At 63.2% G+C, this 25434-nt stretch carries 18 protein-coding genes; 2 read left to right on the forward strand and 16 right to left on the reverse strand.

From position 1 onward, the window contains the following. Nucleotides 1-162: 162 nt before the first annotated feature. The 8 genes from DOE79_RS08845 to DOE79_RS08885 form a co-directional block, all read right to left on the reverse strand. Entirely contained in the window at nucleotides 163-1077 is a 915-nt protein-coding gene (locus DOE79_RS08845) for a glycosyltransferase (protein WP_162942682.1), read from the reverse strand. A gap of 226 nt (nucleotides 1078-1303) precedes the next feature. Beyond that, the gene (locus tag DOE79_RS08850; protein ID WP_245977218.1) at nucleotides 1304-2053 is read right to left on the reverse strand and encodes a glycosyltransferase; all 750 of its coding nucleotides are present in this window, start codon (nucleotides 2051-2053) and stop codon (nucleotides 1304-1306) included. 165 nt (nucleotides 2054-2218) lie between these two features. Further along, entirely contained in the window at nucleotides 2219-3550 is a 1332-nt protein-coding gene (locus tag DOE79_RS08855; RefSeq protein ID WP_120338193.1) for a hypothetical protein, read from the reverse strand. Beyond that, a complete protein-coding gene (locus tag DOE79_RS08860) occupies nucleotides 3547-4416 on the reverse strand; it encodes a glycosyltransferase family 2 protein (protein WP_120338194.1) in 870 nt (289 codons plus the stop codon). Before DOE79_RS08860 ends, DOE79_RS08855 begins: the two co-directional genes overlap by 4 nt. Continuing rightward, nucleotides 4409-5572, reverse strand: coding sequence for a glycosyltransferase (locus DOE79_RS08865; RefSeq protein ID WP_162942683.1), 1164 nt, complete (start codon nucleotides 5570-5572; stop codon nucleotides 4409-4411). The genes DOE79_RS08860 and DOE79_RS08865 overlap by 8 nt, the downstream gene beginning before the upstream one ends. Nucleotides 5573-6528: 956 nt before the next feature. Continuing rightward, nucleotides 6529-8013 carry a sugar transferase gene (locus DOE79_RS08875; protein WP_245977220.1) on the reverse strand — a complete coding sequence of 495 codons (1485 nt, stop codon included), beginning with the start codon at nucleotides 8011-8013 and terminating at the stop codon, nucleotides 6529-6531. Nucleotides 8014-8338: 325 nt separating this feature from the next. Beyond that, entirely contained in the window at nucleotides 8339-8989 is a 651-nt protein-coding gene (locus DOE79_RS08880; RefSeq protein WP_120338198.1) for an arsenate reductase/protein-tyrosine-phosphatase family protein, read from the reverse strand. A gap of 5 nt (nucleotides 8990-8994) precedes the next feature. Further along, the gene (locus DOE79_RS08885; RefSeq protein ID WP_120338199.1) at nucleotides 8995-10446 is read right to left on the reverse strand and encodes a tyrosine-protein kinase domain-containing protein; all 1452 of its coding nucleotides are present in this window, start codon (nucleotides 10444-10446) and stop codon (nucleotides 8995-8997) included. Nucleotides 10447-10577: 131 nt separating this feature from the next. Here DOE79_RS08885 and DOE79_RS08890 point away from each other — a divergent pair, with 131 nt between their 5' ends. Then, entirely contained in the window at nucleotides 10578-11306 is a 729-nt protein-coding gene (locus tag DOE79_RS08890) for a CPBP family intramembrane glutamic endopeptidase (RefSeq protein WP_120338200.1), read from the forward strand. A gap of 12 nt (nucleotides 11307-11318) precedes the next feature. Here DOE79_RS08890 and DOE79_RS08895 read toward each other — a convergent pair whose 3' ends face one another. From DOE79_RS08895 to DOE79_RS08915, 5 genes are all read right to left on the reverse strand, one after another. Continuing rightward, entirely contained in the window at nucleotides 11319-13799 is a 2481-nt protein-coding gene (locus DOE79_RS08895) for an ATP-binding protein (RefSeq protein WP_120338201.1), read from the reverse strand. Further along, nucleotides 13796-14446: a response regulator transcription factor gene (locus DOE79_RS08900; protein WP_120338202.1), complete on the reverse strand. Its 651-nt coding sequence runs from the start codon at nucleotides 14444-14446 to the stop codon at nucleotides 13796-13798. The genes DOE79_RS08895 and DOE79_RS08900 overlap by 4 nt, the downstream gene beginning before the upstream one ends. A gap of 70 nt (nucleotides 14447-14516) precedes the next feature. Next, the gene (locus tag DOE79_RS08905) at nucleotides 14517-15266 is read right to left on the reverse strand and encodes a thymidine kinase (protein ID WP_120338203.1); all 750 of its coding nucleotides are present in this window, start codon (nucleotides 15264-15266) and stop codon (nucleotides 14517-14519) included. A 56-nt stretch (nucleotides 15267-15322) separates the two neighbouring features. Continuing rightward, complete coding sequence (locus DOE79_RS08910) at nucleotides 15323-16645, reverse strand: hypothetical protein (RefSeq protein ID WP_120338204.1); 1323 nt, start codon at nucleotides 16643-16645, stop codon at nucleotides 15323-15325. Next, complete coding sequence (locus DOE79_RS08915) at nucleotides 16642-17955, reverse strand: sensor histidine kinase (protein WP_162942684.1); 1314 nt, start codon at nucleotides 17953-17955, stop codon at nucleotides 16642-16644. Before DOE79_RS08915 ends, DOE79_RS08910 begins: the two co-directional genes overlap by 4 nt. 335 nt (nucleotides 17956-18290) lie before the next feature. Here DOE79_RS08915 and DOE79_RS08920 point away from each other — a divergent pair, with 335 nt between their 5' ends. After that, entirely contained in the window at nucleotides 18291-19511 is a 1221-nt protein-coding gene (locus tag DOE79_RS08920) for an acyltransferase family protein (RefSeq protein WP_120338206.1), read from the forward strand. Nucleotides 19512-19869: 358 nt separating this feature from the next. Here the strand turns inward: DOE79_RS08920 and DOE79_RS20735 are convergent, their stop codons facing one another. From DOE79_RS20735 to DOE79_RS08940, 3 genes are all read right to left on the reverse strand, one after another. Beyond that, the gene (locus DOE79_RS20735) at nucleotides 19870-22017 is read right to left on the reverse strand and encodes an intein-containing Rv2578c family radical SAM protein (RefSeq protein ID WP_181445870.1); all 2148 of its coding nucleotides are present in this window, start codon (nucleotides 22015-22017) and stop codon (nucleotides 19870-19872) included. A 187-nt stretch (nucleotides 22018-22204) separates the two neighbouring features. After that, nucleotides 22205-23638 (reverse strand): MDR family MFS transporter, encoded by a 1434-nt coding sequence (locus DOE79_RS08935; protein ID WP_120338207.1) that lies wholly within the window; start codon nucleotides 23636-23638, stop codon nucleotides 22205-22207. Between the two features lie 263 nt (nucleotides 23639-23901). Continuing rightward, nucleotides 23902-25332: a malate:quinone oxidoreductase gene (locus DOE79_RS08940; RefSeq protein WP_245977310.1), complete on the reverse strand. Its 1431-nt coding sequence runs from the start codon at nucleotides 25330-25332 to the stop codon at nucleotides 23902-23904. Nucleotides 25333-25434 lie beyond the last annotated feature (102 nt).

A 25434-nucleotide genomic window follows, 5' to 3' on the forward strand; every position in this document is an offset into this window, starting at 1 on the left:
AGCTCCGACTCATACGAGCTTTTCGAATCTAGAGTCCACACTACTTCTCATGAAAATACTTCCTCGTCTCGATGGGTCCCGCGTGGACAGTCTTGCCAAGGCGGAACCGGCATTCGAATTCAATGCACATGGTGCGTGCGGGCGACGGCTCCAGCGGGCGCACTACAAAGCTCTATGAGCGGACAAAATCTCTACCAGACCCACACGATAATTTAAGGCGTTCAAGAACGCCTGCCGAGCGGACTGAACCAGTGTGCTGCTCTCCCCGTCTTTCGAAAATATCGCTTCGATCGCATCCGAATACTGCGCGACCTGGGACTCTGAGTCTTCAGACCACTGCACCACTCTGCCAAACCCGAACCGCTCAACGTACTCGGAAGCACCTGCTCGATCCGAGGCGATAACTGGCAGCCCCGCCGCTGCAGCCTCCGCCACCACAGCGCCGTAGTTATCAGCGCGGCTAGGAAAGATGAGGGCAAACGATTCAGAGTATGCACGCTGGAGTACAACGGAGTCATCAGGGTTGGACGCCCGAAGATACCCAAGATACTTCACCGCGTCGTGCCCCCGGAGGTCGAGAGGACAGTCCCCAATGACAACGAGATTAGCCGGCAGGCCCCGGCCTCTCAGCTCTTCCACCGTCGCCAATGCGATCGCCCCACCTTTGCGTTCCCAGTCCACGCCCATAAACAACAGGTCTATAGAGTTCTGGGGTCGCGATCGTTCTCGGTTTGCCCACGCGCGATTGAGTATCGCCTGGTCCAGATTCGGGCCAAAGGGAAGGGCGCCCACATTGCCATTGTCAGTGAGCTCGAGCGCTTTCCTCATTCCAGCCGAAGTCGGATAGTACATTCCATCCACATTGTTGAGGCATCGAGCTTCCAATGACAGATAGTGCGTTTCTGCTCGACTGGTCAGGCGATTGTAGATTTCGTATTCACCGGTCGCAATCATCGCGTTTAAGGGGGCATCCGTCCACGCAACTGACGGAACACTTGGTTTCTCCCAGAAGGGGAGTGACGACGTTGCGATCACCAGATCCGCACTACAAGCATCCGCGGCTTTGTCAATAGCCACGCGATACGACCGCAGAAGAGACGCTCTCCTCTCTGCGAGGAGGCGTGTAGAGCCGGCCCTGTTGATTCCTCGGGCAATTCCGCGGGCCCATCTAGCTGGCTGAGGTAGCGCCAGCACATGCGCCTGGCTGAGCATCTGAAGTTCCTTCCAGACTGCACGCGGCCGCCCCGACTGGGCCCCGGATCTTGGGTCCCCAATCGCGACGAACAACACCTGCGATTTTGGGCTATCCAACTTTCGCAGCAACTGTCCGGCCTCGCATTCGGCCATAAACCTTACTGGCACGAATAGACGTCGTACTGACGGTCAACCCATGCTTCAACGTTTCGAAGGATGAGAGATAGAGGAGTGCCCCTGGAGCGAGCACTCCTTTTCGAGCGCGGCGCGCCTCAGCGACGAACGACCAAGGGTTCTCGCTCGTCTTTGTACCTGGATGAATTCGAAGTGCACCGAGTCTGGACGATGTCGCAACGCTGACCACGCCGTCACGTCTCCATAGCCGGAGATACAACTCGTAGTCCATGCAGTATGTGAACTGTGCTGAGAAGCCTCCTGCGTTTCTGATCAGATCGCTTCTCACAAAAAACGAACCGCTGAAGACAGCGCACCCTTTGAGTGCAAGCGACCGAAGGCTGATCCCACTTACCTTCTTGGAATTGATCACCTCGCCCGCCGCATCGATCAAGGCGAAGTCCCCGTAGACGATGTCCGCCCCGGGAACAGATTCCACTGCAGCGCGAACGCGACTGAGCGCCCCCTCGAAGTAGATGTCGTCGGCGTTGAGCCAGCCAATCCAAGGATTGATCGCTCGCCCTAATGCGCGATTCAGGGCATCCGCTTGCCCAGCATCTCGCTCGGTAACCACTTTGATTCTGGAGTCATTTAGGTCGTCGACTTGCTTCAGCCATCCATCCGTTGAACCGCCATCTTGCACGACAACTTCATCCAGTGGGCCAAGTTGATCGAGGACGCTCATGATGGCAGTGATCCCATAGCGCCCGGGATTATATGACGGCATGAGAATAGAAAATCTAGGAGACTGATTTGTCATTCGGGTCCTCTTTTGGATTGGGTTACTAACTAGCGTGGACTCAAGACAAAGTAATTGTGGACACGAGCCCGCGAGATGCCGGATATTCCGCTACAGCGACTGGCTTGATTCACGGCTGAGCGTCTGACCTGGCGAAGGCTTTGGTACGTCAGATGCCAAGCTATTCGGTAATGAACGTCGGGAAGAAACGAGGTGGATCATCCACGCGACCGTCACAGCCGCGAAGAATCGGGTGCTACCTCCGAATGGGCTGTAGGCAATGTTCCAGATGAGAAGAATACTCAGAAAGCCTGGCAAAGCCCACCTCCGGCCAAGCTCAAAGACTGCAAACGAGAATCCGCGTACCGCAAGGACGGCGCAGTACAGCCAAACCCAGAGACCAGTGATACCTGCCTCGACCCAAGAACTCATAATGAATGAGTGTCCGGGTAGGTTGCCCTGGGTTCGCCCGGACTCGGCGATGTCGTCAAGTCCAGCCCCGGAGAGACCGGCCCTGGCCGCCTCCGCGATATCAGGTGTTATCTTCGGTCCTGTTCCATAGCCGACAATCGGGCTGCTGAGCACCGCTGGGAGGCTGTAGAAGATCTCATTCCTGCCGCCCAGCAACATCGACAATGCAGACCCGCCCCCCTGCATCTCTGCACGCACAAGTCCCGATTCGCCCAGGGCGCCCGATTCGGCTATTTGGGTATATGAACTCGAGAGTGCACTTCCAAAACCGACCGCAACCAAAGCGACGGACATGATGAAGATTACTCGGCTCACAGGGAACTTAAAGTTACGCGCGAGCACGGTGCGTACGACGTCTGTTACGAGCACAACCCCAACGAGCAGCGAAAGTGAGCGGTAGTCGCCGAACAGATTCAGTACTGTGAGTCCTGCCAGCAGTGCGCATCGCGGCACTAGCGCAGGTATCTTCGTAGCCATCCAAAGAATGAGCACAGTAACCGGTAAGCCAAAGCCAAATTTCCAAGGCGAATCCAGGAAGAACGATACGGGCTGCACGAGCGCAGCCAGGGAATAGCCGACAGCCATCCCAACGACCAATCGTTCGAAATCACCATATTCCCGGCACCAGAACATAATGACTTGGATTGTCAGGACAAGGAATATGACCGCAGTGATACCTGTAATGAACTCGCCTACCGCAGACGAGTTCCACAACGAACTGACAATCAGGCCGTAACCCCAGAGCACTGAGAGGACAGTGAGTCTCCTTAGGGATGGGTAGGACAGGTAGAACCTGTGATTCACTGCCATCCATGCGATTGCCAACAAGACGACAATTTCTGCCAGGTAAAGCTGTCCGAAGGCCGGGATGTAAAACGCTGACGCAAATCCGAAGACCGAGAGCCATCTCTTATTCTTGCCGAGTACGACGTGAGCCGGGAAATTCATCGCCGGCTTCAGACCCGTGGTCATCGACCTTGAGCCCGGAATATCTCCCGCGCCTTAAGTTGAATCTGCCAATAGTAGAACGCGTGTGCTATCGCATAGTCGAGGCCAGCGCGCCCGTCGAGAAACCCTCGGCGCAACACAAAGGCGTAGAGGAAATAAACCACGCCTCGAAGCGGAATACGACGAGACATCCCCACAAGCGAGGCTCTTAACCCTTGCCCTCCCCGCCCGTCAACCTTGGAGCCGAGGACAGCAAGGTGAGCCTCCCAGTCGCTGTAGCGATTATGGCGAGAAAAGTACTCAAAAAAACCATCGGGATCGTCGTGGATCAAACTTGCCTTGCCGGCGCCGACTTTGCCGTCCATCAAAGGCTGATAGTGCCCCTCTACCTCCCACATCGTCTTTACCCCTAGGTCGTCCGGTCGCGGCCAGCGTGCCGCAGAGCGACGAACCAAGGCCCGCTTCTTAACTCGGTGGCCGTGGCGCAGGAACTTGCCTGCGAACTTGTACGCCAACGGAGAATCGAGCGCATCCAAAGTGTTCTCATGGACAGTGCTACGAATTTCACGAATCAGGTCTTCCGTAAGCCGTTCGTCCGCATCTAGAAAAAAGCACCATTCCAAAGAACTCGGCACATTCACTTGCGCCCATTCCTTCTTCTTCGGATACCTACGATCCCAGCTGAAGTCGACAACCGTGGCACCTAACGACTCGGCAATCTCGCGAGTCGCATCCGTGCTTTCTGAATCGACAACAAAGCACTCCTGAAACATCGCAATGTGTTCCAGCGCAGCCGGCAGAGCCTTCTCCTCGTTCTTCGTAAGAATCAGAAGAATCACAGGCAAACGGTCGCCTGCGTCCACGCGTCGTTCCATGCTGTTATCAACCATTCTTGACACCCACACTTTCAATCAACTCGATGAACTGTTCCGCGGACGCACGCCAAGTTAAATCGCGATTTGCCGCAACCCCACCGGCACGTCCCATCTCAGATACGGCTGCTGGCTCTCCAATCAATTCATCCAGGGCCCGTGCAAGCGTCTCAGTATTTGCTGAAGAAAGCACAAGTCCTGCCCCGGCTGAATTGACGGTCCGAGAAAGTGCAGCCTCGTCAGTAGTCAAGATTGCACAACCCGCCATCATCGCCTCGGCAAGAGCGATTCCAAAATTCTCCCTCTCAGTTGGAAGCACAAATACTCCGGCCGACCGTAGGACATAGGCCGCCTCCCGTTGACCAATGCCTCCCAGGAAAGTTACAGACTCAGACACACCGAGTTCGTCGGCAAGCGATTCAAGCTCCTGCCGAGTGAACTCGTGATCCGGGCCGACCACGAGTAGCTGGCCTTTCACTTTGGAATTGCTGAGCGCCCACGATCGGATTAGTAAGTCTGGACGCTTCTTCCGAGCAAGTCTGCCGAGAAAGACAAAACGCGCTTCGCGCGGCACTGCGAGCCACCTATCGACGTTGTCGACGGCTTGCGAGGCTTCCAGAGAAGCGCCAAGCGGAATAACGGCGATCGGAAACGTTTGGTTAGAAGGTAGCGCGTCCACGCGTTCCAGGTCGGAAGTAACGACAATGGCAGCACTACTGCTGTATATTCTTCGACCAATCCAAAGATCGAAGACTGACTTTATCCATGAGTTCTTACGCCGATCGTAGACATCGAGCGTCCCGTGGGGCTGCAGGATGAAAGGCGTTTCAGCTCGGCGAGCAGCTCGGAATGCAGTCACAGTAGACGGTAGATACAAGCCATCCACGAGCACACAATCAGCCGTCGCCAGCTCACGCTCAAGAGTCCTCCTCATAGTTCGAGCGTATTTGTAGGGCGCGTACTTGGACGTGTGATGAAAGATAACCTGACAGCCGTCGACTTCGACGGGCGCTCCGAGCCGCACTTGAAAACCGTCGGAAGGGCCCAACGAATCGGATGTGATGATCACGGCATCATGCCCCATGCGAAGGAACTCCCTGTTCAGAGCCTTAATAGAAGTCGATGGTCCTCCGTCGTCTTGTGATATGGAGGCGGTGACCTGGATTATTTTCATATGACGAACATTTCCTTCTTCTACAGCGCATCGTTTCATGTGGTCCCGCGGGTGAGCACAACCCGGTTCAACTCCAGAGCGCGATCGAGTTCGCGTTTTGTCCAGCCCGGGGATGATCCACCAACGACGAAACGCGGTTGACGATGCGAGCTTTGTGCGTTCGGATCACTCGGCTGATCCCAAAACAAACCTCACACCGACAACACTCGAGTCTGGTCCTGCCACAACAGAATTCTCTGCAATGATTCCCGAAACGACTGTCATCGGCCGAGCAAGAACTGATCTGCCGATATGCGATCCCCCTAGAACGATGCACCGACTTGTTAACCACACACCCGGTTCTATTCGAATGGGCCGGGTGATGAGAGCCATGTCACGCCTGTGAGCGTGACTGCCTGTTGTCAGCATTGTTTCTTGGGAAATCGAGACATCATGCCCGATGGATACGCGATCTTGATTGTGAATCCACACGCCCTCACCTATCCAAGACCTATCGCCGATTTCAAGGTTCCAAGGAAATTTCACCCTTGTGCGCGGCCTAAATATGACGTCGCTGCCAATTTGAGCTCCGAATAGCCTAAGGATGAGCACACGAACTGCAGAGCTCACCTGCCAAGGGTTGTAGACGAACAGAAGCTCGAAAACGGCCCATGAGTACACGACGAGACGCGAGCGCCCCCACGACATACCTTTGCCTGGAGCGTCGAGCAGGTTGATCACAGGCACTCGCGAGCGTTTGGGTGTTTGGTCTTCTGACGCAGTCAATTGTTCTCCACACGTGAAAGATGAGACGTGTGGCATGACGCGGTTGACGCTCTCGCGTTTCGCTGGCCAAACGTCGACGTGATCAACCCAACGCGAAGCTTCGTTTCGCACATGAGTTCCTCTCGGCCCGGGAAGAGTTGCCCCCGGAAAGCACAATCACTCATAGTCTTCGACCGACTGAGCGTTCGTCACTAGTACGCGCCGTCCCGCGCAAGAACGGCTTTGGCCGTGCGCCACAGAATTACGATGTCTCCGGTCATGGACCAGTTTTCAACGTAATAGAGGTCCAGTCGAACGGTGTCCTCCCAAGACAAGTTCGAACGTCCACTTACTTGCCATAAGCCAGTAATACCCGGCTTAACCAGGAAACGACGGTGCACATGGTTCTCATACTCATTGACTTCGCGTTCTAGCGGAGGCCGTGGTCCGACAAGCGACATGCTCCCACCAAGGACATTGAAGAGCTGCGGTAGCTCGTCGAGGCTGAATCGCCGTAGAAACCGACCGACCGGGGTCACTCGAGGGTCGTCCTTCATCTTGAACATAACGGCGTTGCCCTCAGATCGTTCCTGCAGTTGCGCTAGCCGCGCCTCTGCATCCGTCACCATGGAACGAAACTTCAACATTTTGAACTGACTGCCATTGATGCCGATTCGTTCCTGACGAAACAGAACGCCACCTTCAGTGCTAAGCCGTATGGCGATAGCAATCGTGGCAAGAAAAGGCGACAAGAGGAGGACTAGTATCGCGCTCACCGCCACGTCGAAACCTCTCTTGGTGTAGAGCTTCATTCCCTCGTAGCGAGGCGTCTCAACGTGGATAAGAGGCAAACCGGCAACTGGGCGCGTGTGGATACGCGGCCCACCAATATCGGTCAGGCTCGGTGCGACGACGAGGTGCTGTCGTCCGGGTTCGAGGCTCCAGCTGAGTTCCCGCATGCGGTTGGGCGGTAGCTCTTCACTGCTAGTTACGACTACGGTGTCAGCGTCGACGGCCAGCATGGCAGCCTGCAATTTGTCCACATTGCTAAACACGGGGATTGTTGTGCCGGGCAAATAGTCGGCCAAATAGCCGCTTGGGATACAGGCGCCGACCACGAGGTAGCCCGCCGCAGGCTGCCGCGCGAGTTCTCGCGCGAGATGAGTTGCCGTAACCTCTGATCCAACAAGCAACACCCTTGAGGAATAGCGACCGTCAAGGCGCTGAACGCTGAGCCATTGGCGCCACATCCATCGCGAGAGGATGAGCACGCCCAAGCCTAGGGGGAAGGCGATCAAGATGTAGCCGCGGGCGAAGTCAATGTGGAACAGAAACGCCACAATGGCGAGGACTCCAAAGAGTCGAACGGTGGCATCCGCGACCTGACGGTACTCCTGTGGACCAGTCCCCAGCACCCGGTAGCTGCGGCTACCGTAGATACCCAGAATGAGCATCCACGCAGCGACAATTGATATGGAAATCACCGTGTAGCTCACGGTGATTTCGTTCAGGCGCCCACGAAATTGAAGGTCTCCTGCGGAAAGTCCCAACCACGCGATTTGTACCCCAAAAACCACCCAGATGAGTACCAGGAAGTCGGTGATGGCAAGTCGGGCAGCGTAGTTGTCACGCCAGGCACGATTCGCAGCACCCTTGGTGGGACCCGATACCCCGGTCGGTGCGGTTGTCCTGCTCATGTTCCCCCACAGTGTGTCGCGTAAGCGACACGACGCCCTCATCCAATGATCATTTGCTACGACACCACCGTGCACGCGTAGCGCCAGCAGCCTCGATTTCGGCGACGATGCCTGGCAATGTCCCCGCTTACGTTCAAGCCTGGAAGCTCCGCTCGGACTCCACTCGTGTGCGTCATCCAGCAGATCGATCAGCTGCCCTCCCAAGGAATTCCAGGAGACTGATCGTCGCTATAACGTACCCTATTCGGGTTACGCACAGATTAACAAAACCGTGACCTACTGCTGCCCCTTCCTACCAAATGCGAGTTGCGCTTTGCGGGTGCAGTCAGGCATTGCGGGTCGCCTTAGCAAAGGCCTCGACAATTCGCATCACGGCAGAGTGGATTTGGTCACCGACGCGTTCGTAGACGGCAATGGAAAGCCGATATGGATCCTCAATGTCGTCCTCGGTGGGGCTAGCCGGGGCCGGCGAGAAACCACGTGTGGCAGCGACTTCGGACACAAGTGCGCGAAGAGAGGCCGCTTGGTCGCTGTGCAGGGTCTCGACAAGCTCGACCCGTGACTTTGGAGAAATCACATTCCCGAGCGCGGGCAGCGACTCCAGGGCACCGGGCAGGAGGCGAGCAAACTGTTTAATTGTGTAGGTGTAACGCGAGGCACGGGGGTACAGTGCCGCGACGGCGCTGCGGTGTTCCCGAGTCGCGGTGAGCACCAGATCGGCGGACACAATCGCTTGCTGAGTGAGCTGGGTAGCAACGTGATCTTTGCCCTGCCCGCCGTGCCCCTGCGAGACGTCGAGCGCCTCGATGGTCATCCCTTGCCCGACCATCGCAAAGCTACCCGCGCTATGCACTTCGGCTTTGATGCCACATTCCTCAAGCTGGGCCCGCAGAAGTTCCTGGGCTAGAGGCGACCGGCAGATGTTTCCCGTACACACCACGAGGATGGTGAAAAACTCCGGACTGGCGTGGATCATCTTGGTCAGATCCTGTCCTTGCCGTTTTTTCCACGCCTACCGCGACGGACCGGCTTTGCACCCGAGGCGTTTGCCACTTCGTCACCGTAGCCGTATCCATAACCGTAGCCGTAGCCGTACCGGCCGTAGCCATACGCATCCGGGCCCTTGGTGGGAAGCATGGTCAGCACAAGGCCGGAAATGGGGGCGCCCACATTATCGAGTGCGCTTATCGCGCCTTTCAACTGGTTCTTGTGGGTGCGCCCCGCTGCCACGACGATAATCGCGCCACCTACGTTCTTGGCCAAGATGGCAGCGTCGGTTACGGGCAGAAGTGGCGGAGTGTCATATATAACGACGTCAAACATCCGGTTGAACTCGCCGATAAAGTGGCTCATTCTCGCGGATCCGAGCAACTCACTTGGATTCGGAGGTATCTGACCGGCGGGAAGAACAAACAACTGCGCCTTTCCCCATGGCTGGATGAGGTCGTCCAGCTCAGCGCGGCCGATGAGGAGGTCCGTGAGACCGACTGCGCCCTCGACACCCATGTACTCGGCGACTTTCGGGCGGCGTAAATCTGCGTCGATGAGCAACACTCGGGAACCAGCGTCCGCCAGGGCAATCGCGAGGTTCGCTCCAGTCGTGCTCTTTCCTTCGCTCTCGATGGATGAGGTGACCACGAAGCTGCGGTCGGTTCGGCCAACGTCAAGGAACTGCAGGTTCGTTCGCAGTGTGCGGAAGGACTCGGCGCGGGGGCTGCGAGGGTCGACGTGAACGATCAATGGCCGGTCGCGAGCGCGAGGGTCGAATACGATGCCGCCGAGGATGGGCACCTGCGTCAGTCCCTCCACGTCGCGCTCATTGCGGACACGCGTCTCGAGCGTCTCCCGCAGGACAGCAAGTCCGACGCCCAGCGCCAGTCCAATAAGCGTTCCCAACACGAGATTGAGAGGGACGTTCGGACTGACAGGTACTGACGGCACCGTAGCTTCCTGGGCACGGGTGAGTTTGACAGGAGAAACGGCATCAACAGCAGCCGGCGCTTCGATCTCCCCCACAACGGCGGTGAGGCTTTGCGATATGGCGTTGGCGGTTTCAGCTGCACGGACCGGATCCGTGTCCATTACCGTGATATCGATGATGGATGTGTCCATTACTGCGGACGCGGTAACGCGGCTAGCCAACTGGTCGCTAGCTATACCGAGTTCAAGCTTTCCGATCACAGGAAGAAGCACTATGGGCGTAGTGACCAGGCTCGAGTAGGTCTTTACCCTCTGAATAGTGAAGGTGCTGCCCTGCTGAAGTTCGCTTGTTGACCCGGTTCCCTGCGTCGAGACGAACACCTTGGCCGTTGCACTGTACTTGGGCGTCAAAGTGAGCGAGTATGCCGCGGCAAGCCCCGTGCCCACCAGGGTGATCAGAACAATGAGCACCCAGCTCTTGCGCAGGATCCGGATATAGTCGCGAAGTTCCACTCAGCGGCCTTTCTTTGAGGTGCAATTCGAGGCCGTATACCTGCGCCCCCCTTTATGGTGCCACACGATTGCGTCCGGACTGCCACTGCCCCGTTTCCATCGTGAGTCAGCGGAGCCGCTAGCTTAGCTCCATGGACTCTGATCTGTGGGTGCCGCGAACACGGCGATGGAGCGTCGTCGACGCCGCCTGGGGCGTCGTCGCTGCGGTGATCTTGGTGGTGCTGTTGGGCGCCACGGCGTTGCGCGGGTGGCCGGGCAATCCCAAGCTGGCCGAACTGTTCAGCTACCTGGTGGTGTGGGTACCGTTACTCGGGGCTGTGCTGATCGCAAGCATGGTGCGCGGCCGACGGTCACTGGCCAGGGACTTCGGGTTCGCCTTCCGACCGCTCGATCTGCTTTGGGGGCTTACCCTGGGCGTGCTCGCCCGGCTGATCACGGGTTTCATTGAGATCGCGGGGTACGGGCGGCTCGGTTCGGCCGGCGCTACCTTCGGCGAACCGGCGCACGACCTGTGGTGGGTGTTTGCGGCGCTGCTGGCTCCGGTGTTGATCAGCCCGGTCATCGAGGAGCTCTTCTTCCGTGGCTTGCTGGCTCGGTCGGTTCTCGCGGCTGGAGAGGCGAACGGCGGCAGCCGGCGGGCGGCACTGGTCATCGCCATCCTGGTGAGCGGCTCGGTTTTCGCACTGGTACACGTAGTGTGCGTGGGCACCCCCGCCGCCGTGCTGGTCATCGGCCTCTCCACCTTCTTTTTTGGGGCTGGCGCGGCGGCCCTGGCCTTGATTACTGGGCGACTCGGCGGGGCGATCGTGGCGCATGTCACGTTCAATGCCCTCGTGGTGGTGCCGGCGCTGTTCGGCTGAACCCGTCGACATTCAGGGGGCGCGCACAGCGCCATCCGGGCCGACAGCAAGGATGCGCTGGGCGCCTGACTCGATCACCAGGGTCGCAATCTCGGGTCGGCCGGCTGGAAGCACCCGCACGGTGACCCGACCGTGCCCCACTGTGCCGAGCACCTCCGCGACGGTGCGGGCCAGGGCCGCGAGGCCGTCGGGCGGGCTGTCTCCGCTGTCGTCGAGCACGGTCACCTCGACGCCGCGCTGCCGGGCGGCCGTGACCGCCTCGGTGACCAGCGGCATGAACAGGGCGCGGCCGCGGATGGCATCACGAAGGCGCGCCTCCACAAGCAGGCACTGGGCGCGCTCCGTCGCGGTGAGCACGTGCGGCGCGGCCAGCAGCTGCAGGGTGGGCCGGGCGAGCAGGTTCACCCGTCTGAGTTCGGCTTTACGTTCATCCAAGGCCGCCACCGTGGTGGCGTCGCCGCGTGCGCGGGCAATGTCGTCCTGGGTGAGCACCCGCAAAGTGGCCTCGGTGCGGTCCAGCCCCACCACGAACAAGGTGCCGGCGAGCAGGGTGCCGGCGTGCCGGATCACCAGCTCAATGCCGGCCACCACCGTCTGACCGGTGACCACGGCCCACGCCATGGCGAGAAGCGCGAGCACGGCGTAGCCGATCCAGGCCGCCCGGATCTGGCCGCGGGCGGCCAACACCACCAAGATCAGGGTGATGGCGCCGAGGTGCCAGTGCGCGAAGGGAACTCCGCTGCGCGGCGGGAGGTAGAGGAACATCAGAACAGCGCCGATGCCGCACAGGCCGAGCACGACAGCCACCCGTACCCGTGGAAACGGCTCCCGGCCCGGGCGCATCAGCGATATTGCCGCGAACACGATCGCCAGGTAGGCGGCGGCCATCTCTGTCAAGGGCCGGCCCGGCACGATGGCGATCATGGCGAGCACGCCGTGCACGAGCACGAACAGCGCGAGAATAAGCCGGGGCAGCGGTGTGGAGAGGTCCAGCGACCGGGAGAGCGCGTAGGTTCTGGCCGTGCTCGGCGTCGGCGCTTCCGGCTGACGCTCGGCGGAACGGCGGTCGCGCGGGAAGGTCTCGACAGGCTCGACCAGCGAAGAGGCGGGCTCGACCGGCGAAGGGGTGGCCTCGGCCGGCGAAGGGGGCGTGCTGCGCTCGGGGGCCCAGGCGATCACGACATCGGTACCGCGACCGGGGTGGGAGCGCACGTGGGCCGCACCGTTCGGCACCCGCCGCATACGTCCCACGATGCTCTCGGTGATGCCGAGGCGCTCCGGCGGCACCCGGTCGGGATCGAAGCCCACCCCGTTGTCGCTGACCGTCACCTGGAACCCATCGGACGTGGACACCACCGTCACGGTGCGCCGCACCGTTCTGGAGGAGACACGGGGCGGCCCCGCCGCCGAGGCAACGGAGTTGCGCAACGCCTCACCGACGGCGCCGAGCATGGCCGCCACGGCATCGGACGGAACCGTGCGCTCCACCGGCGCCGTACCGGCGGGCATGCCGGGGTTGTCGACCCGGACGACTGCCTCCGGCGCGATCTGGCGGGTCAGCCGAGTGAGCCGACGCAGGAGGTCGGACACGAGTACGACCGGTTGCACCGGCGGGGAGCGAAGCGCATCAAGCTGCCAGAGGGTCTTCGAGGCGTGCTCGGCCACCACGGTCGGATCGGTGCGGCCGAGTCCAGCCATCAGCAGGGTGGAGATGACGCTGTCGTGCACGAGGGCGGCGATGGTCAAGCGTTCCTCGCGCCGGGCCACCCGGGCGGCCCGCCCGGCCTCGGCCTGCCGCGTGAGCAGGGTGGCTTCATCGACGCGGGCTGCGGCCCGGCGGGCCGCGAGGGTGAGGGCCACGAAGACGCTCACTAGCAACAGCGAATACAGGCCGTCGGCCAGGCCGATCAGGGCCGGGTTGGCGTCGGCCGAGGTGCTGAACCGCACCAGACCGCTCAGCGTGCAGGCGAGCGCCGTGAACGCCCAAGCTGCTCCACCCCGGGCGAAGATCGCCACGGCCACGCAGGGCACCCCGGTGAAGGTGATTGCCCAGGGGATGTCGGCCCCGGCCGGCAACGGTTCGGTGCGCACCAGCAGCCAGAATCCGGTGATTGCCACGAAACAGACCATTTCCGCGGCCACGATCAGGCGCAGCATCCGCACCGACGCCCACCGGGAACAGACCCCCAGCGTCACGGGCAGGCCGAACGATGCGACCCAGGCCGCCACGGCCAGCTCGGGGCTCGGGTGCCAGGCCTGCGCCGTGAAGGTGCCGATCGAGAGAACGCCGAAAATGCCCGCCGCGCACGCCACGGCGATGCAGAGCAGCCGGGTGAGGTTGGCCGTGGCGGTGAGGGACGGAACGGGGGTCTCGACAGGCTCGAGCAGCGGGGCCGGCTTGGTCTCGACAGGCTCGAGCAGTGGGGCCGGCTCGACCAGCGGGGTCGGCTCGACCGGCGCAGGAAGGTCGACCGGCGGATCCTGTGCGCTCATGAGCGTCCGGGCAGCGGCAGGATGCCGTCCTCCAACGCACGCTTGTACAGGTCGATCTTGGTGCTGGCGGGCCGGCCCACCCGTTCGTACTTCGAGCGCACCCGGCGGATGTAGTCCACCACGGTGAGCTCGGACAGCCCGGTGTGCGAGGCCACCAAGGGCGCCTTCGCCCCAGCCGCGTAGAGCGAAAGCACTTCCCGTTCCCGGGGGCTGAGGCCGGCGTCGGACAGGTCGGGGTCGCCGTCCAGTGCCGCCGCCCACTCCGTGGAGGCGATGGTGTCGCCCGCCGCGGCCCGGGTGACAGCGTCGAGGAGCACATTGGCCGGTTCGGACTTGCGCACGACGCCGAGCACACCGCTGCGGGCGGCAGCCCGCATGAGCTGGGCATCGTCGCCGCCGGTGAACGCGAGCACCGCCGCACCCGCGGCACGGAGCCGGTCGACGTTGTCGGTGACCGTGGAACCGTCGGAGAGCCGCAGGTCTAGGATGACGAGGTCGATGTGGGACTCCCCCGCCTCGTCGAGCAGCTCTGCTACCGTGGCGACCGTAGCCACCACGTGGATTTCCGGGATGGTGTCGAAGAGACCCGCGAACCCGCGGGCGACGATCTCGTGGTCGTCGATCAACGCGACCCGGTACCTGTGCATACTCTTCCTCTCGCTGCCCCCGCAACGGGTGCCCTGATAAATGACGGCTTCCACCGATTGAGCTGGATGCTTAGTGTGGTGAAGGGGAACGCGCCGGGGGGCTGGCTGGGGCGCTCTCGACGAAACTGCCTGCGTTCTGCGGGCTCCCGTCGGTTGAGCGCCCCCGCTCCTGGCCACCATGCTCCGGGTCGTGCCGCAGCGCTTCGCGGCGGCGGTTGTTGAGCACGCCGTGGCTCTCTTCGAGGTAACACGAGCCGCAGAGCGATTCGTAGGTGACCTCCACGCCGTCGATGGCAACCTGGTCGCCGTCGAAGACGAAGGACCCGTCGACCTTGCGGCCGTTGAAGACGGCCTTGCGCCCGCACCGGCAGATGGTCTTGAGCTCCTCCAGGCTGTGCGCCACCTCGAGTAAACGGCGGCTGCCGGGGAACGCGACGGTCTGGAAATCGGTGCGGATGCCGTACGCCAGCACCGGCACATTCTCGATGATGGCGATCCGCAGCAGGTCATCCACCTGGGGTTCGGTGAGGAACTGGGCCTCGTCGACGAGCAGGGCGCTCACGTCCAGGCCGGTGCCCGCGAGCACGCCGGCGCGGTGCTCCTGGAACGCGGCATACGCATCCGTTTCGGGGGTGAGCAGGAAGTCGACCCCGCGGGTGACGCCCAGGCGGGAGAGGATGCCGCGGTCGCCCTTGGTGTCGATGGACGGTTTGGTGAGCAGCACCCGGTGGCCGCGCTCCTCGTAGTTGTAGGCGGCCTGGAGCATTGAGGTGCTCTTGCCGCTGTTCATCGCCCCGTATCGGAAATACAGTTTCGCCATTACCGCCGGTACCGCCTTGCCCTGTCGGAATTGCGCCGCAAGCGGCCGTTCACCTTTCAGCGTACTTGGCGGGAGGCTTTCGGCGCGCGCACCCCAGTGGGGGTGGCCGGGGTCGCGGGCGCTTCCGCGGTCGGCGGGCGGGCGTCGGTGCGCAGGCCGTCGAACTCGATGGTCAACGACGGGCGCCGCACGGTGACCCGCACATTGGCGAAGGACACCCGGATGACGCCCAGATACGGCCGGAGCAGCGCCCGCACCCGCCGCGGCGGCAGGTCGAGGGCGGCCTGGATGGTGATGGTGTCGACGCGCGCGGGCTGGGGTGCGGCGGCGAGCACGCCGAGCGGCCGCAGGGCGGCGGGCGCGACAGCGGCGGCCGGGCCGGGCGCCCCCGCGATCTGCACGACCAGGCTGTGCGGGTCGAAGCCGGGCGCGGCACAGAGGGCCCCGATCAGCGCCGCCGTTGCGGCCCGCTGTTCGGCGCTGAACGCCGTGGCCCGATGCTCGGGGTCGGCGACGACGAGCAGCCCCGGTGTGCCGCGTTCGGTGAGAGCGGCCCGTTCCCGGGTGGCGACGGTGTCGAGCCAGGTGCGGTCGATCTCGGCGACCAGGCTCCGGCGCACCTCGGCGGCCAGATGGCCGGCCTGGGCGATGTCGAGCGCGGTGACGGCGCCCTTGTCGAGCAGGGCGGTGAGGAAGGGGATCACGCCGGACTTCAGCGCGGTGACCTGCTGCTCCACCACGGCACGGGCCATCTGGCCGCGGGCCTCCTCGGTACGGGCGACGATGGCGCGGCGCGCATCCGCCTGCCAGGCGAGGATCGACTGCACGATGCGACGCGAGTACGCGGCGCCGGCCGCGGCGGGCGCGAGGATCTGGATGGCCGAGACGATCGCGTAGACGGCGATGGGCACGTCGACCCGGAACGATCCGGCCTGCGGCAGGGTCACCGCGACGGCGATGAGGCTCGCGACCGCACCGGAGAGGATGATTTCCCGCCAGGGGCGGTAGGGCGCCAGCGCGAGGAGGAGCAGGCCGATGCAGACCGGGCCGAAGTCGTCTTGCACGAGCAGGTTCCCACCCCACCGGCTGAGCTGCTCGAGCAGGTAACCGAACACGGCCAGGCTCACCATGATGAGGTGCATCCGGGCGCCGAAGGGCGAGTGCGCCGGCTGTGTGGCGATCACCAGGGTGCCCGCCGCCGCGGCCATGGCCAGGATGGCGAGGGTCGCCAGCAGCGGATTCTGCACCTGGTCGGACTGCAGCACGGTGGCGATCACGGAGTAGCAGAGCACGAAGGCCGCCACGGCGGGCGCCAGGGGCCAGGCGGCGAGGGTGCCGAGCGGGTCGAGGCGCTGCTGGGTGGCGCGGCGGGCGATCACGGGGCGACCGCGCCGTCGGGCGTGCCGGAGGGAGTGGACGCGCCGGTGTCCGGGGCGGCCGGGTCGCCGGGCGTGCTGTCTGGGGTGGGCGCGGAAGATACCGGGGTGCTGGCGGGCGCGGGGCCGGCGGGCAGGGTGAGCAGTACCGAGGTGCCCGCGCCGGGGCGCGACCAGATCACCACGGAGCCGCCGAGTCGCTCGATGCGTTTGCGCACCGACTGCCGCAGCCCCAACCGGTCGGAGCCGGTCTCGGCCTCCATGAAACCGCGTCCGGCATCGAGCACCATCACCGAGACGTTCTGGTCGTCGGCCTCGATGACCACCTCGGCGGAGACGATGCCGGCGTGCAGCAGCACGTTGACCAGGCACTGCTGCACGGCCAGGCCGAGCTCGCGATCGCTCTCGGGACTGAGCCGGCCGAGGGCCTCTTTGTCGCCGGTGATGTCGACGACGAGACCACGGTCACGACTGCGGTCGATGGCCCGGAACACGGCACTGGAAAGCCATCCGTCGCTGCCCGCCGGAGCGCCGGCGCTCCGTTCGTCGACGTGGGTGAGCCAGTCCCGGTCGGCGAGGGTCTGCAGGGTCTCGCGCAGCCCGGCCTCGAGGCCGCGGCTGAGCGGACCCGGCTTGGCGCGGGCCACCGAGACGAGCTGGTTGAGGGTGGTGTCGTGCATCAGGGCGATGGCCCGCACGTCGAAGTCGTGGCGCAGGATGCGCGATTCGTCGTCTTGCACCGCCCGGTGGATGGCCGGCTGCGCGGCGCGACCGTGCCGGCGGGCGAGCCCGTCGAGCAGCATCACGGCCACCAGGAAGAGGTAGGTCACGATGGTGAACACGTCGGGCCGGTCGGGCACGGCGGTCTGCGAGACGGCCAGGGTGGCGGCGACCTCCGCGAGGAGGAATCCGACGGTGCTCCACAGCACGCCGACGAGCGCCCCTGAACCGGCGCCGCCGACCATGATGAGCGCCATCTTGGGCAGGGAGATGAGGAACATGTCCGAGGACGGGAACACCCCCGGCATGCCGAGCACCGCGCCGGTGAATAAATAGGTACACACCGCGCCGAGCACCAGGTAGGCGATGGTGAGCGGCACCGTGCGCCACTTGGCCAGCAGCGCGAGCATGGCGGCCATGCCCAGAAGCGCGGCGACGGTGACCTGGAGCCGGTCGGTGACCGGGGACACGCTCAGCGCAAGCACCGACAGCAGCGCACCGGCCAGGCAGACCAGGCCGAACCAGTGCGACGCGCGCGCGAGGGCACGGCTCAACGTGGCCTGAACCAGGTGGCCGGGTAACCCTAGTGACATCGCGCCCTCTCCGCCTCTGATTATCTCAGGTGCACGAGGGCGTGTCAGTCGGCACATCCTGACTTGATCGTGTCAAAGACTCGCAGAATTCGTCATTTCCGACGGCACGGTGCATCGCGGGTCGCGGGTGCCGTTTCACCACCCCGTCCAGGGCCGTGAGCCCAAGACCGAATGCCAAGGCAACTTGAGGGCACGGCTCAGGGCTGATCGCCCCGCAGTGACGTACCGTGGTGCCCCGCTACTGCCCGGTGCGACAGCACCACAATCTGGGTCAGAGTGACGGTGTTGCCTTGCCCAGAAACCTGCAGGAAACTCAATCCCGCTAAAATCCGCGGATGGAGATAACAGAAAACAAAGACGGCCGTGCGCGAATCGATTACCTCGACGGGCTTCGCGCCAGTCTCCTTCTTCTTGGCATCCCCTTTCATGCGGCACTCGCGTTCTCTGGCGAGACGTGGTTCGTAACGAGTCCGGACAAATCGAATTTTCTTTACGCGCTGTCGGAGTTCCTGCATGTGTGGCGTATGCCAGCATTCTTCATTGTGGCGGGGTTTTTTGCCGTGATGATGCTTCGGAGGAGACCTGCGGGCCGGTGGTGGAAAGGGCGACTCAGGCGACTCGGGATCCCCCTTCTATTTGGAATGATCATCCTGAATCCATTGCAGTGGATCACCCTTGGATACTTCGACACGATGTCATCGTCGTCAGCGTTCGCCCTCGCTATGTCGAAGGCGCTCCCGCCCTCGTTCTACTGGACCATGCACCTGTGGTTCCTCGTAGAGCTCCTGATCTACTGCGCCATCGTTGCGGCAATCTTCGCGACACCGTTGCGCTCACACACATCTCGCATTGTCGGCCGGTGCGTCAGCTGGATCATCAATCACCCTGTAGCCGGAATCGCAATCTATCTAGTGGTCCTCTCGATGCTGGTCGGCGCGGGTTTGGCTGCATGGCAGGTTCTCGATCTCGGAACGGTATTCGCTGGCCTAATCTCTCGCAACATTGTCATCTTCGCGCCGGCATTCCTTACCGGTTGTCTGCTCGCAACGCGATCAGACCTTCTGAGCGCATTCACCCGCATCTCAATGCCGGCACTCTCAATAGTGGGCTTCGGATGCGTAGCCGTGATTCTGGTCATCGAGCTAGGACTTTCAAGCGAGTCGTCCGCGATTCTCTCACTGCAGTCGATCGCCTGGACAGTAGGAGGGCTGACCCTGTCAGCGGTGGTTTTCGCCATCGCATCGAAGGTCTTCGTCAAACCGAGCTCGCTCGTCAGAGTGATAGTAGACGCGTCGCTGGTGGTGTATCTGTTGCATCAACCGTTGATCATCCTGATTGGGAATCTACTGATCGATCTACGCATCACAGGCGTGGTGGCCTGGGTAGTCACGGTTGCCAGCACTCTCATCATTGCGCTACTGGCCTACGAGGCGGTGAATCGCGTGCCTGGAATGCGTTTTCTGATGTCAGGACGCGCCGATCGAGGCTGGAGTTTTCTCGATCTGCGGAACAACTTGCCTGAAGCTGCTGCACGAGCGTCGAGCCAAGGTCGCTAGGGTCTAGCGCGACCGCGCGCACCTTTCAGGAATTTCCATTTACCTCTTTTTCGCAGTTGATAGTTGGTTGTCGCCATGCGCGCTGGGCACGAAGCCTGGCCGGACCCTTCCCAGTCATACGGATCTATGATCAGCCGGGTGCGAGGTTCGCTGGGCACCCTGGCCGCGTGCGCAGCCAGGAGTGCGCCGATGACCTCGGCAGTGCTCAGGCGCTCTAGTCAAGCAGCAGGGCAGTCTGCACGGGTTAGGCAACCGCCTCGACAGCGTCCACCCACGCCGCGCCGCGCCGTTCGACCAGATGGGAATACCGACGGTAGCGTCAAACCACCAAACAAGGCTGGTGCCCGCGAGTGGACGTTCAGAAAAGGGTCGGTTCCACATTCATGGGCAGCTCCGCGGCGATGAGGGAAAGAGGGACCTCCAAGCTGTCCTGCGGGCCGGCGCCTTCGCTCGCGGGCACGCCGGTCAAGGCCATCGAGCGGATGCCGCCGGTCGCCGGGTCCTCCCGGCGCCGCTCAAGCCCGTGCGCGCGCAGCAGCGGGTGGATGCGCTCGGCCAGCCACTGACGGTACTCCTTGGGGGCGTAGGCGCCGCGTTTGTAGAGCTCGCGGTATCGGGGCATCAGCTCGGGGTGGTCCTGCTCGAGCCAGTGGAAGTACCACTCCTTCACCCCGGGCTTGAGGTACAGGGCGCTGTAGAGCACCCCGGTGGCACCGGCGGCCTTGGCCTGCCGCATGGCCTCGTCGAGGTGGGCGCGGGTGTCGGTGAGGAACGGCAGGATCGGCATCATGAACACCGAGCAGTCCATCCCCTTCTCGCGGATCGCGGTGACCGTCGCCAGCCGGGCCTTCGTGCTCGGGGTGCCCGGCTCCACGGCCTGCTGCAACGCGTCGTCGTAGATCGCGATCGACAGCGCCAGGTCCACGGGCACCTGCCGGCTGGCCTCAGCGAGCAGGTCCAGGTCGCGGCGCAGCAGGGTGCCCTTCGTGAGGATAGAGAACGGGGTGCCGGAGTCGGCGAGCGCCGCGATGATGCCCGGCATCAGCCGGTAACGCCCCTCGGCGCGCTGGTACGGGTCGGTGTTGGTTCCCAGCGCCACCGGATGCTTGCCCCAGCTGGGTTTGGCGAGTTCCTTGCGGAGCACCTCGGCCACGTTCACCTTGACGATGATCTCGTTGTCGAAGTCCTTGCCGGCGTCGAGGTCGAGGTAGTTGTGGGTGGGGCGAGCAAAGCAATTGTGACTGACGATGCCATTGGCGATGAAGTCTCCGGTGCCCGTGGTGATGTCGATCATGTCCATGGTGGCGCCGAGGTCTTCAATCGACACGATCTGAAGCTTGGCATCCGATTTGACGGCTCTGCCAGCGATGGGGAGCTTACGGTCGATGGCAGGGCCGCTCAGGTTAAAAAACTTCGACCGCATCGCCAGCCCACCGGTCACTCGAACGCAGCGAACACCATTCGGTCTCGCGTCCTCGAGCACGTGATCGATTCCCAGCACCTCCATGGACCTCTGAATGTTGGCGAGAATCGCATCGTCTTTGTTGCTGATGCGCAGAACTCCCTGCGAACACGATCCCTCGGCGTCGAACACGCCCGCAAGATACCCAGCATGCCAATCCACATCCGGCGACTCGGGCCACGCAATCAGTGTGGTGATCTGGGCGTAGTTCGCCGCCTTTCCCGAGTAGATCGAGTTGATCGCCCGCCGCGTTTCGGAGGCGGCTGAAAAGGGCCGCGTTAGCGTGTGGATGTCTTCCTGGTCGAGAAACAGGCGGGTGCGGTTGAGCGCTTCAGGATCAGCCGATGCGAGCCTGAACAGCCGCACCTTGCTACCGCCTCCCGTCCGACGCGGATAATCACGGGAGATCATCATGCCGTCGCCTCGTATCATCCCCGTCAGGTAACCCCGCCTATAACTGGGCGCAAAGTATTGGGGCTGAGTTGTCTCGGTGAGTCCATTGAGCCCGAAGCCCATCAACTTATTGTTCGTGGTGAGATACGGACGTTGCCCATCGCCGCTCATCGAGCCGGTGACGAACTTCCAGCCTCGCTCGGTGAGAAAGCGGTGGTCGCCGCTCGCCACAATCTCCGTACCGTCGCCCAGAGTGATCCGGTGGCCCCGCTTGCGCGTGTTCCAAGCCGCAAGCACGGTGGTCTGCACGAAGCGACGATAAGACCCCTCCACTCGTGTGCCGATGATGGCCTCGCCGACTTTGACGTCCCACAGGGGCTTTTGCCGCCCGTCTGCCATCAGGATGAGGGTTTCAGGGCTCAGGCAATAGGTGCACGCATGGGAACAGCCCCGGTACGGGTTGATCGTCCAGCCGAAGGGCATCGCGCTCTGGCCGGGGACCCGGTTGAGGGCGGACTTGGCGAGCACCTCGTGGAACGTGATGCCGTCGAACTCGGGGGTGCGGACGCTCCGCACCAGGTTGTTCAGCCGGGCGAGGCCGGGCAGGGCCCCGGCCTGCTCGGTCGTCAGTTCCTGTCCACTCCAGCGCATGCCACTAGTCGAACACACGTTCGATTTTGATGCAAGCGGGCTGACGGCATCCGCCAGAGCCGGACCCGACGACGACGGGGCGGCATAACTCGTGCAATCCCCGCCACACCTAGCCCAAACAACCGGTTTTGGACCCATTTCAGAAAAACTGCAGGAGTTATGCACACCGGATGGCGGCAGCGGGCGGCTAGGGGGTGACTGGCTCGGGGTCGAAGCCGAGCGGCTTGGTGCGGGGCATGTAGAAGGCCGCCGCCACGGTCGCGACCGCGGTGATCGCGAGGGCGACGAACACGGCGGATGACGCGGCCGTGATGGCCTCGGGGCCGTGGCCGGTGTTGCCCGGCAGCGCGTAGATCGCGTTGGCGAGGGCGCCGAAGATCGCCACGCCCACGGCGCTGCCGATCGAGCGGGAGAACATGTTTGTTCCGGTGACGACCCCGCGTTCGTCCCACTCGACGCTCGACTGGGCGGCGATCATCGATGGCGTGGCCACCAGGCCCAGTCCGAGGCCGATCACGAAGCACGAGACGGCCACGGTGGCCACCGCGGGGGTTGCCGCGGTGAGGGCCAGGGTCACCGTTCCGAGAACGGTGATGGCCAGGCCGATCAGCACGGTGGCGCGGAAGCCGATCCGCAGGTAGAGCCGCCCCGACTGGGATGCCGAGATCGGCCAGCCGATGGTCAGGGCCGCGACGGCCAGACCGCCGAGGATCGGGGTGACGCCGAGCGAGCCCTCCAGGTACGTCGGCACGAACGAGGTCAGCCCCAGCATGATGGCACCGACGCCCAGACCGATCAGCGAGCTGGTCAGCACCACCCGCCGCGAGAACACCCACATCGGCAGCACCGGTTCGGCCGCCCGGCGCTCGGCGAACACGAAGGCGATCAGCAGCAGTGCGCCGGCGCCGAAGACGCCGATGCTCTGTGGCGAGCCCCATGCCCAGGCCTGGCCGCCCTCGAGCACCGCCAGGAGCAGGGCGCTCAGCGCGAGCATCAGCAGGGTGGCCCCGAGGTAATCCACCTTGTGCTTGCGGTGCTGGATGGTCTCGTGGAAGGTGCGCATGAGCATCCCCGCCGCCAGGAGGCACAGGGGAATGTTGATGAAGAAGATCCAGCGCCACGACGAGAATTCGGCGAACACCCCGCCGAGGGTGGGGCCGACCACGGAGGACACCGCCCACACGCTGGCGAGGTAGCCCTGGGTCTTGGCGCGCTCGGCCACGGTGTAGATATCGCCGGCGATGGTGACCGACATCGGCAGGATGGCGCCGGCGCCCAGGCCCTGCACGGCCCGGAAGGCGATCAGGGCGGGCATGCTCCAGGCGAATCCGCACAGGATCGAGCCGAGCAGGAAGATCCCGATGCCGAACAGGAGGATCGGCTTGCGGCCGATGACATCGGAGAGCTTCGCGTACACCGGCACCGACACCGCTTGGGCGAGCAGGTAGATGGAGAACAGCCACGGGAACTGCGAAAAACCGCCGATGTCCTTCACGATGGAGGGCACCGCCGTGGCAAGGATCGTCGACTCGATGGCGACAAGCCCGGTCGTCAGCATCAGGGCGATGAGGATGGGCCCGCGTTCGGACCGGAAGCCGACGTCCCGTCTATCCACGCTCATCGGATGGACGTTGCCCGGGTGTCGTCGCTAGTGCTCACTGTGGACCCAAGCTTCGGGCAGGGCGAAGTATTCCGGCCACTCGCAGATCGAGCGCGTCGAGATCGGGTCGCGAGGTCGCGACAGGCTCGATCAGCGGACGGGGCACGGGGTCTCTAACGCTTGAAGACAAGGGTGCAACCACTCGGTGATCGAGCTTGTCGAGATCCCGTCGCCAGGCCTCGACAAGCTCGACCAACGGATGGGTCGCCGCCGACCGGAGCGGGCTACGCGGTCAGGTGCAAGGTCTTGGCGGTGGCGGCCAGGCTGGCTGCAGCGGCCGCGGGGTTGTCGGAGAGTTTGGTGCCCAGGCTGGGGATCATTTCGCGCAGCTGCGGCTCCCAGCGGGAGTAATCGCTGGGGAAGCAGCGCTTGAGCAGGTCCACCATGATCGGCGCGGCGGTGGATGCACCCGGCGATGCCCCGAGCAGGCCCGCGATGCTGCCGTCGGCGGAGGTGATGACCTCGGTGCCGAACTGCAGCACGCCGCCGGCCTTGGCGTCCTTCTTCATCACCTGCACGCGCTGCCCGGCGGTGATGAGCTCCCAGTCCTTGGCCTGCGCGGTGGGCATGAACTCCCGCAGCGCCTCGAGCTTGGCCCTCCGGGAGGCGAAGACCTCGCCGATCAGATACTTCATCAGGCCGAAGTTGTTCTTGGCCACCGCGAGCATGGGCACGAGGTTGTGCGGACGCACCGAGAACGGCAGGTCGAACCAGGTGCTGCGCTTGAGGAACTTGGGGCTGAACCCGGCGAACGGGCCGAAGAGCAAGGAGGTCTCGCCATCCACCACCCGCGTGTCGAGGTGCGGCACCGACATCGGCGGCGCGCCTACGGCGGCCTTGCCGTACACCTTGGCCTGGTGCTGCGCCACGATGGCGGGGTTGCTGGTGCGCAGGAACTGGCCGCTGATGGGGAAGCCGCCGAAGCCCTTGATCTCGGGGATGCCACTCTTCTGCAGCAGCGCGAGGGCTCCCCCGCCGGCGCCGACGAAGACGAACTTGGCCTCGACGGTGTTGGTGTACCGGCCCACCAGGCTGAGCAGCTTGAGTTTCCAGGAACCGTCGTCCTGCTGCTTGAGGGTGGTGACCTGCTGGTTGAGATGCACCTTCACGCCGCGCTTCTGGAGCGAGTCGAAGAGGTACCGGGTGACCGCGCCGAAGTCCACGTCGGTGCCGGAGTCGATGCGGGTCGCCGCGATCTTCTGGGTGGCGGCGCGCTTCTTGGTGAGCAGCGGCGTCCACTGGCCGATGACGGCGGGGTCCTCGCTGTACTCCAGACCGGCGAACAGCGGCTGGTCGGCGAGCGCGTCACGGCGCTTGCGCAGGTAGTCCACGCTGGAGGAGCCGTGCACGAAGGTCATGTGCGGGGTGGAGTTGATGAACTTCTCGGGCTCGGGCAGCACACCCGTCTCAACGAGGTGCGACCAGAGCTGGCGGCTGATCTGGAACTGCTCGTTGATCGCCACCGCCTTCTCCGGTGTCACCGAGCCGTCCGCCGCCTGCGGCATGTAATTGAGCTCGCAGAGCGCTGCGTGGCCGGTACCGGCGTTGTTCCAGGGGTTGGAGCTCTCCTGAGCGAGTTCGCCGAGGCGCTCGTAGACCTGGATGTTCCAGTCGGGCTGCAGTTCGGCGAGCAGGGTGGCCAGGGTGGCACTCATGATGCCCCCGCCAATCAGGGCGACATCGACCTTTTCTGAATTCACGCTCTTACTCTAACCCGCGGGATGAGCGGGTCCGCCGGAGCCTGCGGCAACCAGGCG

Origin of the sequence: Cryobacterium soli (genome assembly GCF_003611035.1) — a bacterium.
Classification (GTDB): domain Bacteria; phylum Actinomycetota; class Actinomycetes; order Actinomycetales; family Microbacteriaceae; genus Cryobacterium; species Cryobacterium soli.

Coding starts and splice junctions, on each gene's coding strand:
- DOE79_RS08855 (WP_120338193.1), bottom strand. CDS start 3,550: ATGACCACGGGTCTGAAGCCGGCGATGAATTTCCCGGCTCACGTCGTA.
- DOE79_RS08865 (WP_162942683.1), bottom strand. CDS start 5,572: ATGAAAATAATCCAGGTCACCGCCTCCATATCACAAGACGACGGAGGA.
- DOE79_RS08850 (WP_245977218.1), bottom strand. CDS start 2,053: ATGAGCGTCCTCGATCAACTTGGCCCACTGGATGAAGTTGTCGTGCAA.
- DOE79_RS08940 (WP_245977310.1), bottom strand. CDS start 25,332: ATGAGTGCCACCCTGGCCACCCTGCTCGCCGAACTGCAGCCCGACTGG.
- DOE79_RS08895 (WP_120338201.1), bottom strand. CDS start 13,799: ATGAGCGCACAGGATCCGCCGGTCGACCTTCCTGCGCCGGTCGAGCCG.
- DOE79_RS08935 (WP_120338207.1), bottom strand. CDS start 23,638: ATGAGCGTGGATAGACGGGACGTCGGCTTCCGGTCCGAACGCGGGCCC.
- DOE79_RS08890 (WP_120338200.1), top strand. CDS start 10,578: ATGGACTCTGATCTGTGGGTGCCGCGAACACGGCGATGGAGCGTCGTC.
- DOE79_RS08920 (WP_120338206.1), top strand. CDS start 18,291: ATGGAGATAACAGAAAACAAAGACGGCCGTGCGCGAATCGATTACCTC.
- DOE79_RS08915 (WP_162942684.1), bottom strand. CDS start 17,955: ATGTCACTAGGGTTACCCGGCCACCTGGTTCAGGCCACGTTGAGCCGT.
- DOE79_RS08900 (WP_120338202.1), bottom strand. CDS start 14,446: ATGCACAGGTACCGGGTCGCGTTGATCGACGACCACGAGATCGTCGCC.
- DOE79_RS20735 (WP_181445870.1), bottom strand. CDS start 22,017: ATGCGCTGGAGTGGACAGGAACTGACGACCGAGCAGGCCGGGGCCCTG.
- DOE79_RS08905 (WP_120338203.1), bottom strand. CDS start 15,266: ATGGCGAAACTGTATTTCCGATACGGGGCGATGAACAGCGGCAAGAGC.
- DOE79_RS08875 (WP_245977220.1), bottom strand. CDS start 8,013: ATGAGCAGGACAACCGCACCGACCGGGGTATCGGGTCCCACCAAGGGT.
- DOE79_RS08860 (WP_120338194.1), bottom strand. CDS start 4,416: ATGGTTGATAACAGCATGGAACGACGCGTGGACGCAGGCGACCGTTTG.
- DOE79_RS08880 (WP_120338198.1), bottom strand. CDS start 8,989: ATGATCCACGCCAGTCCGGAGTTTTTCACCATCCTCGTGGTGTGTACG.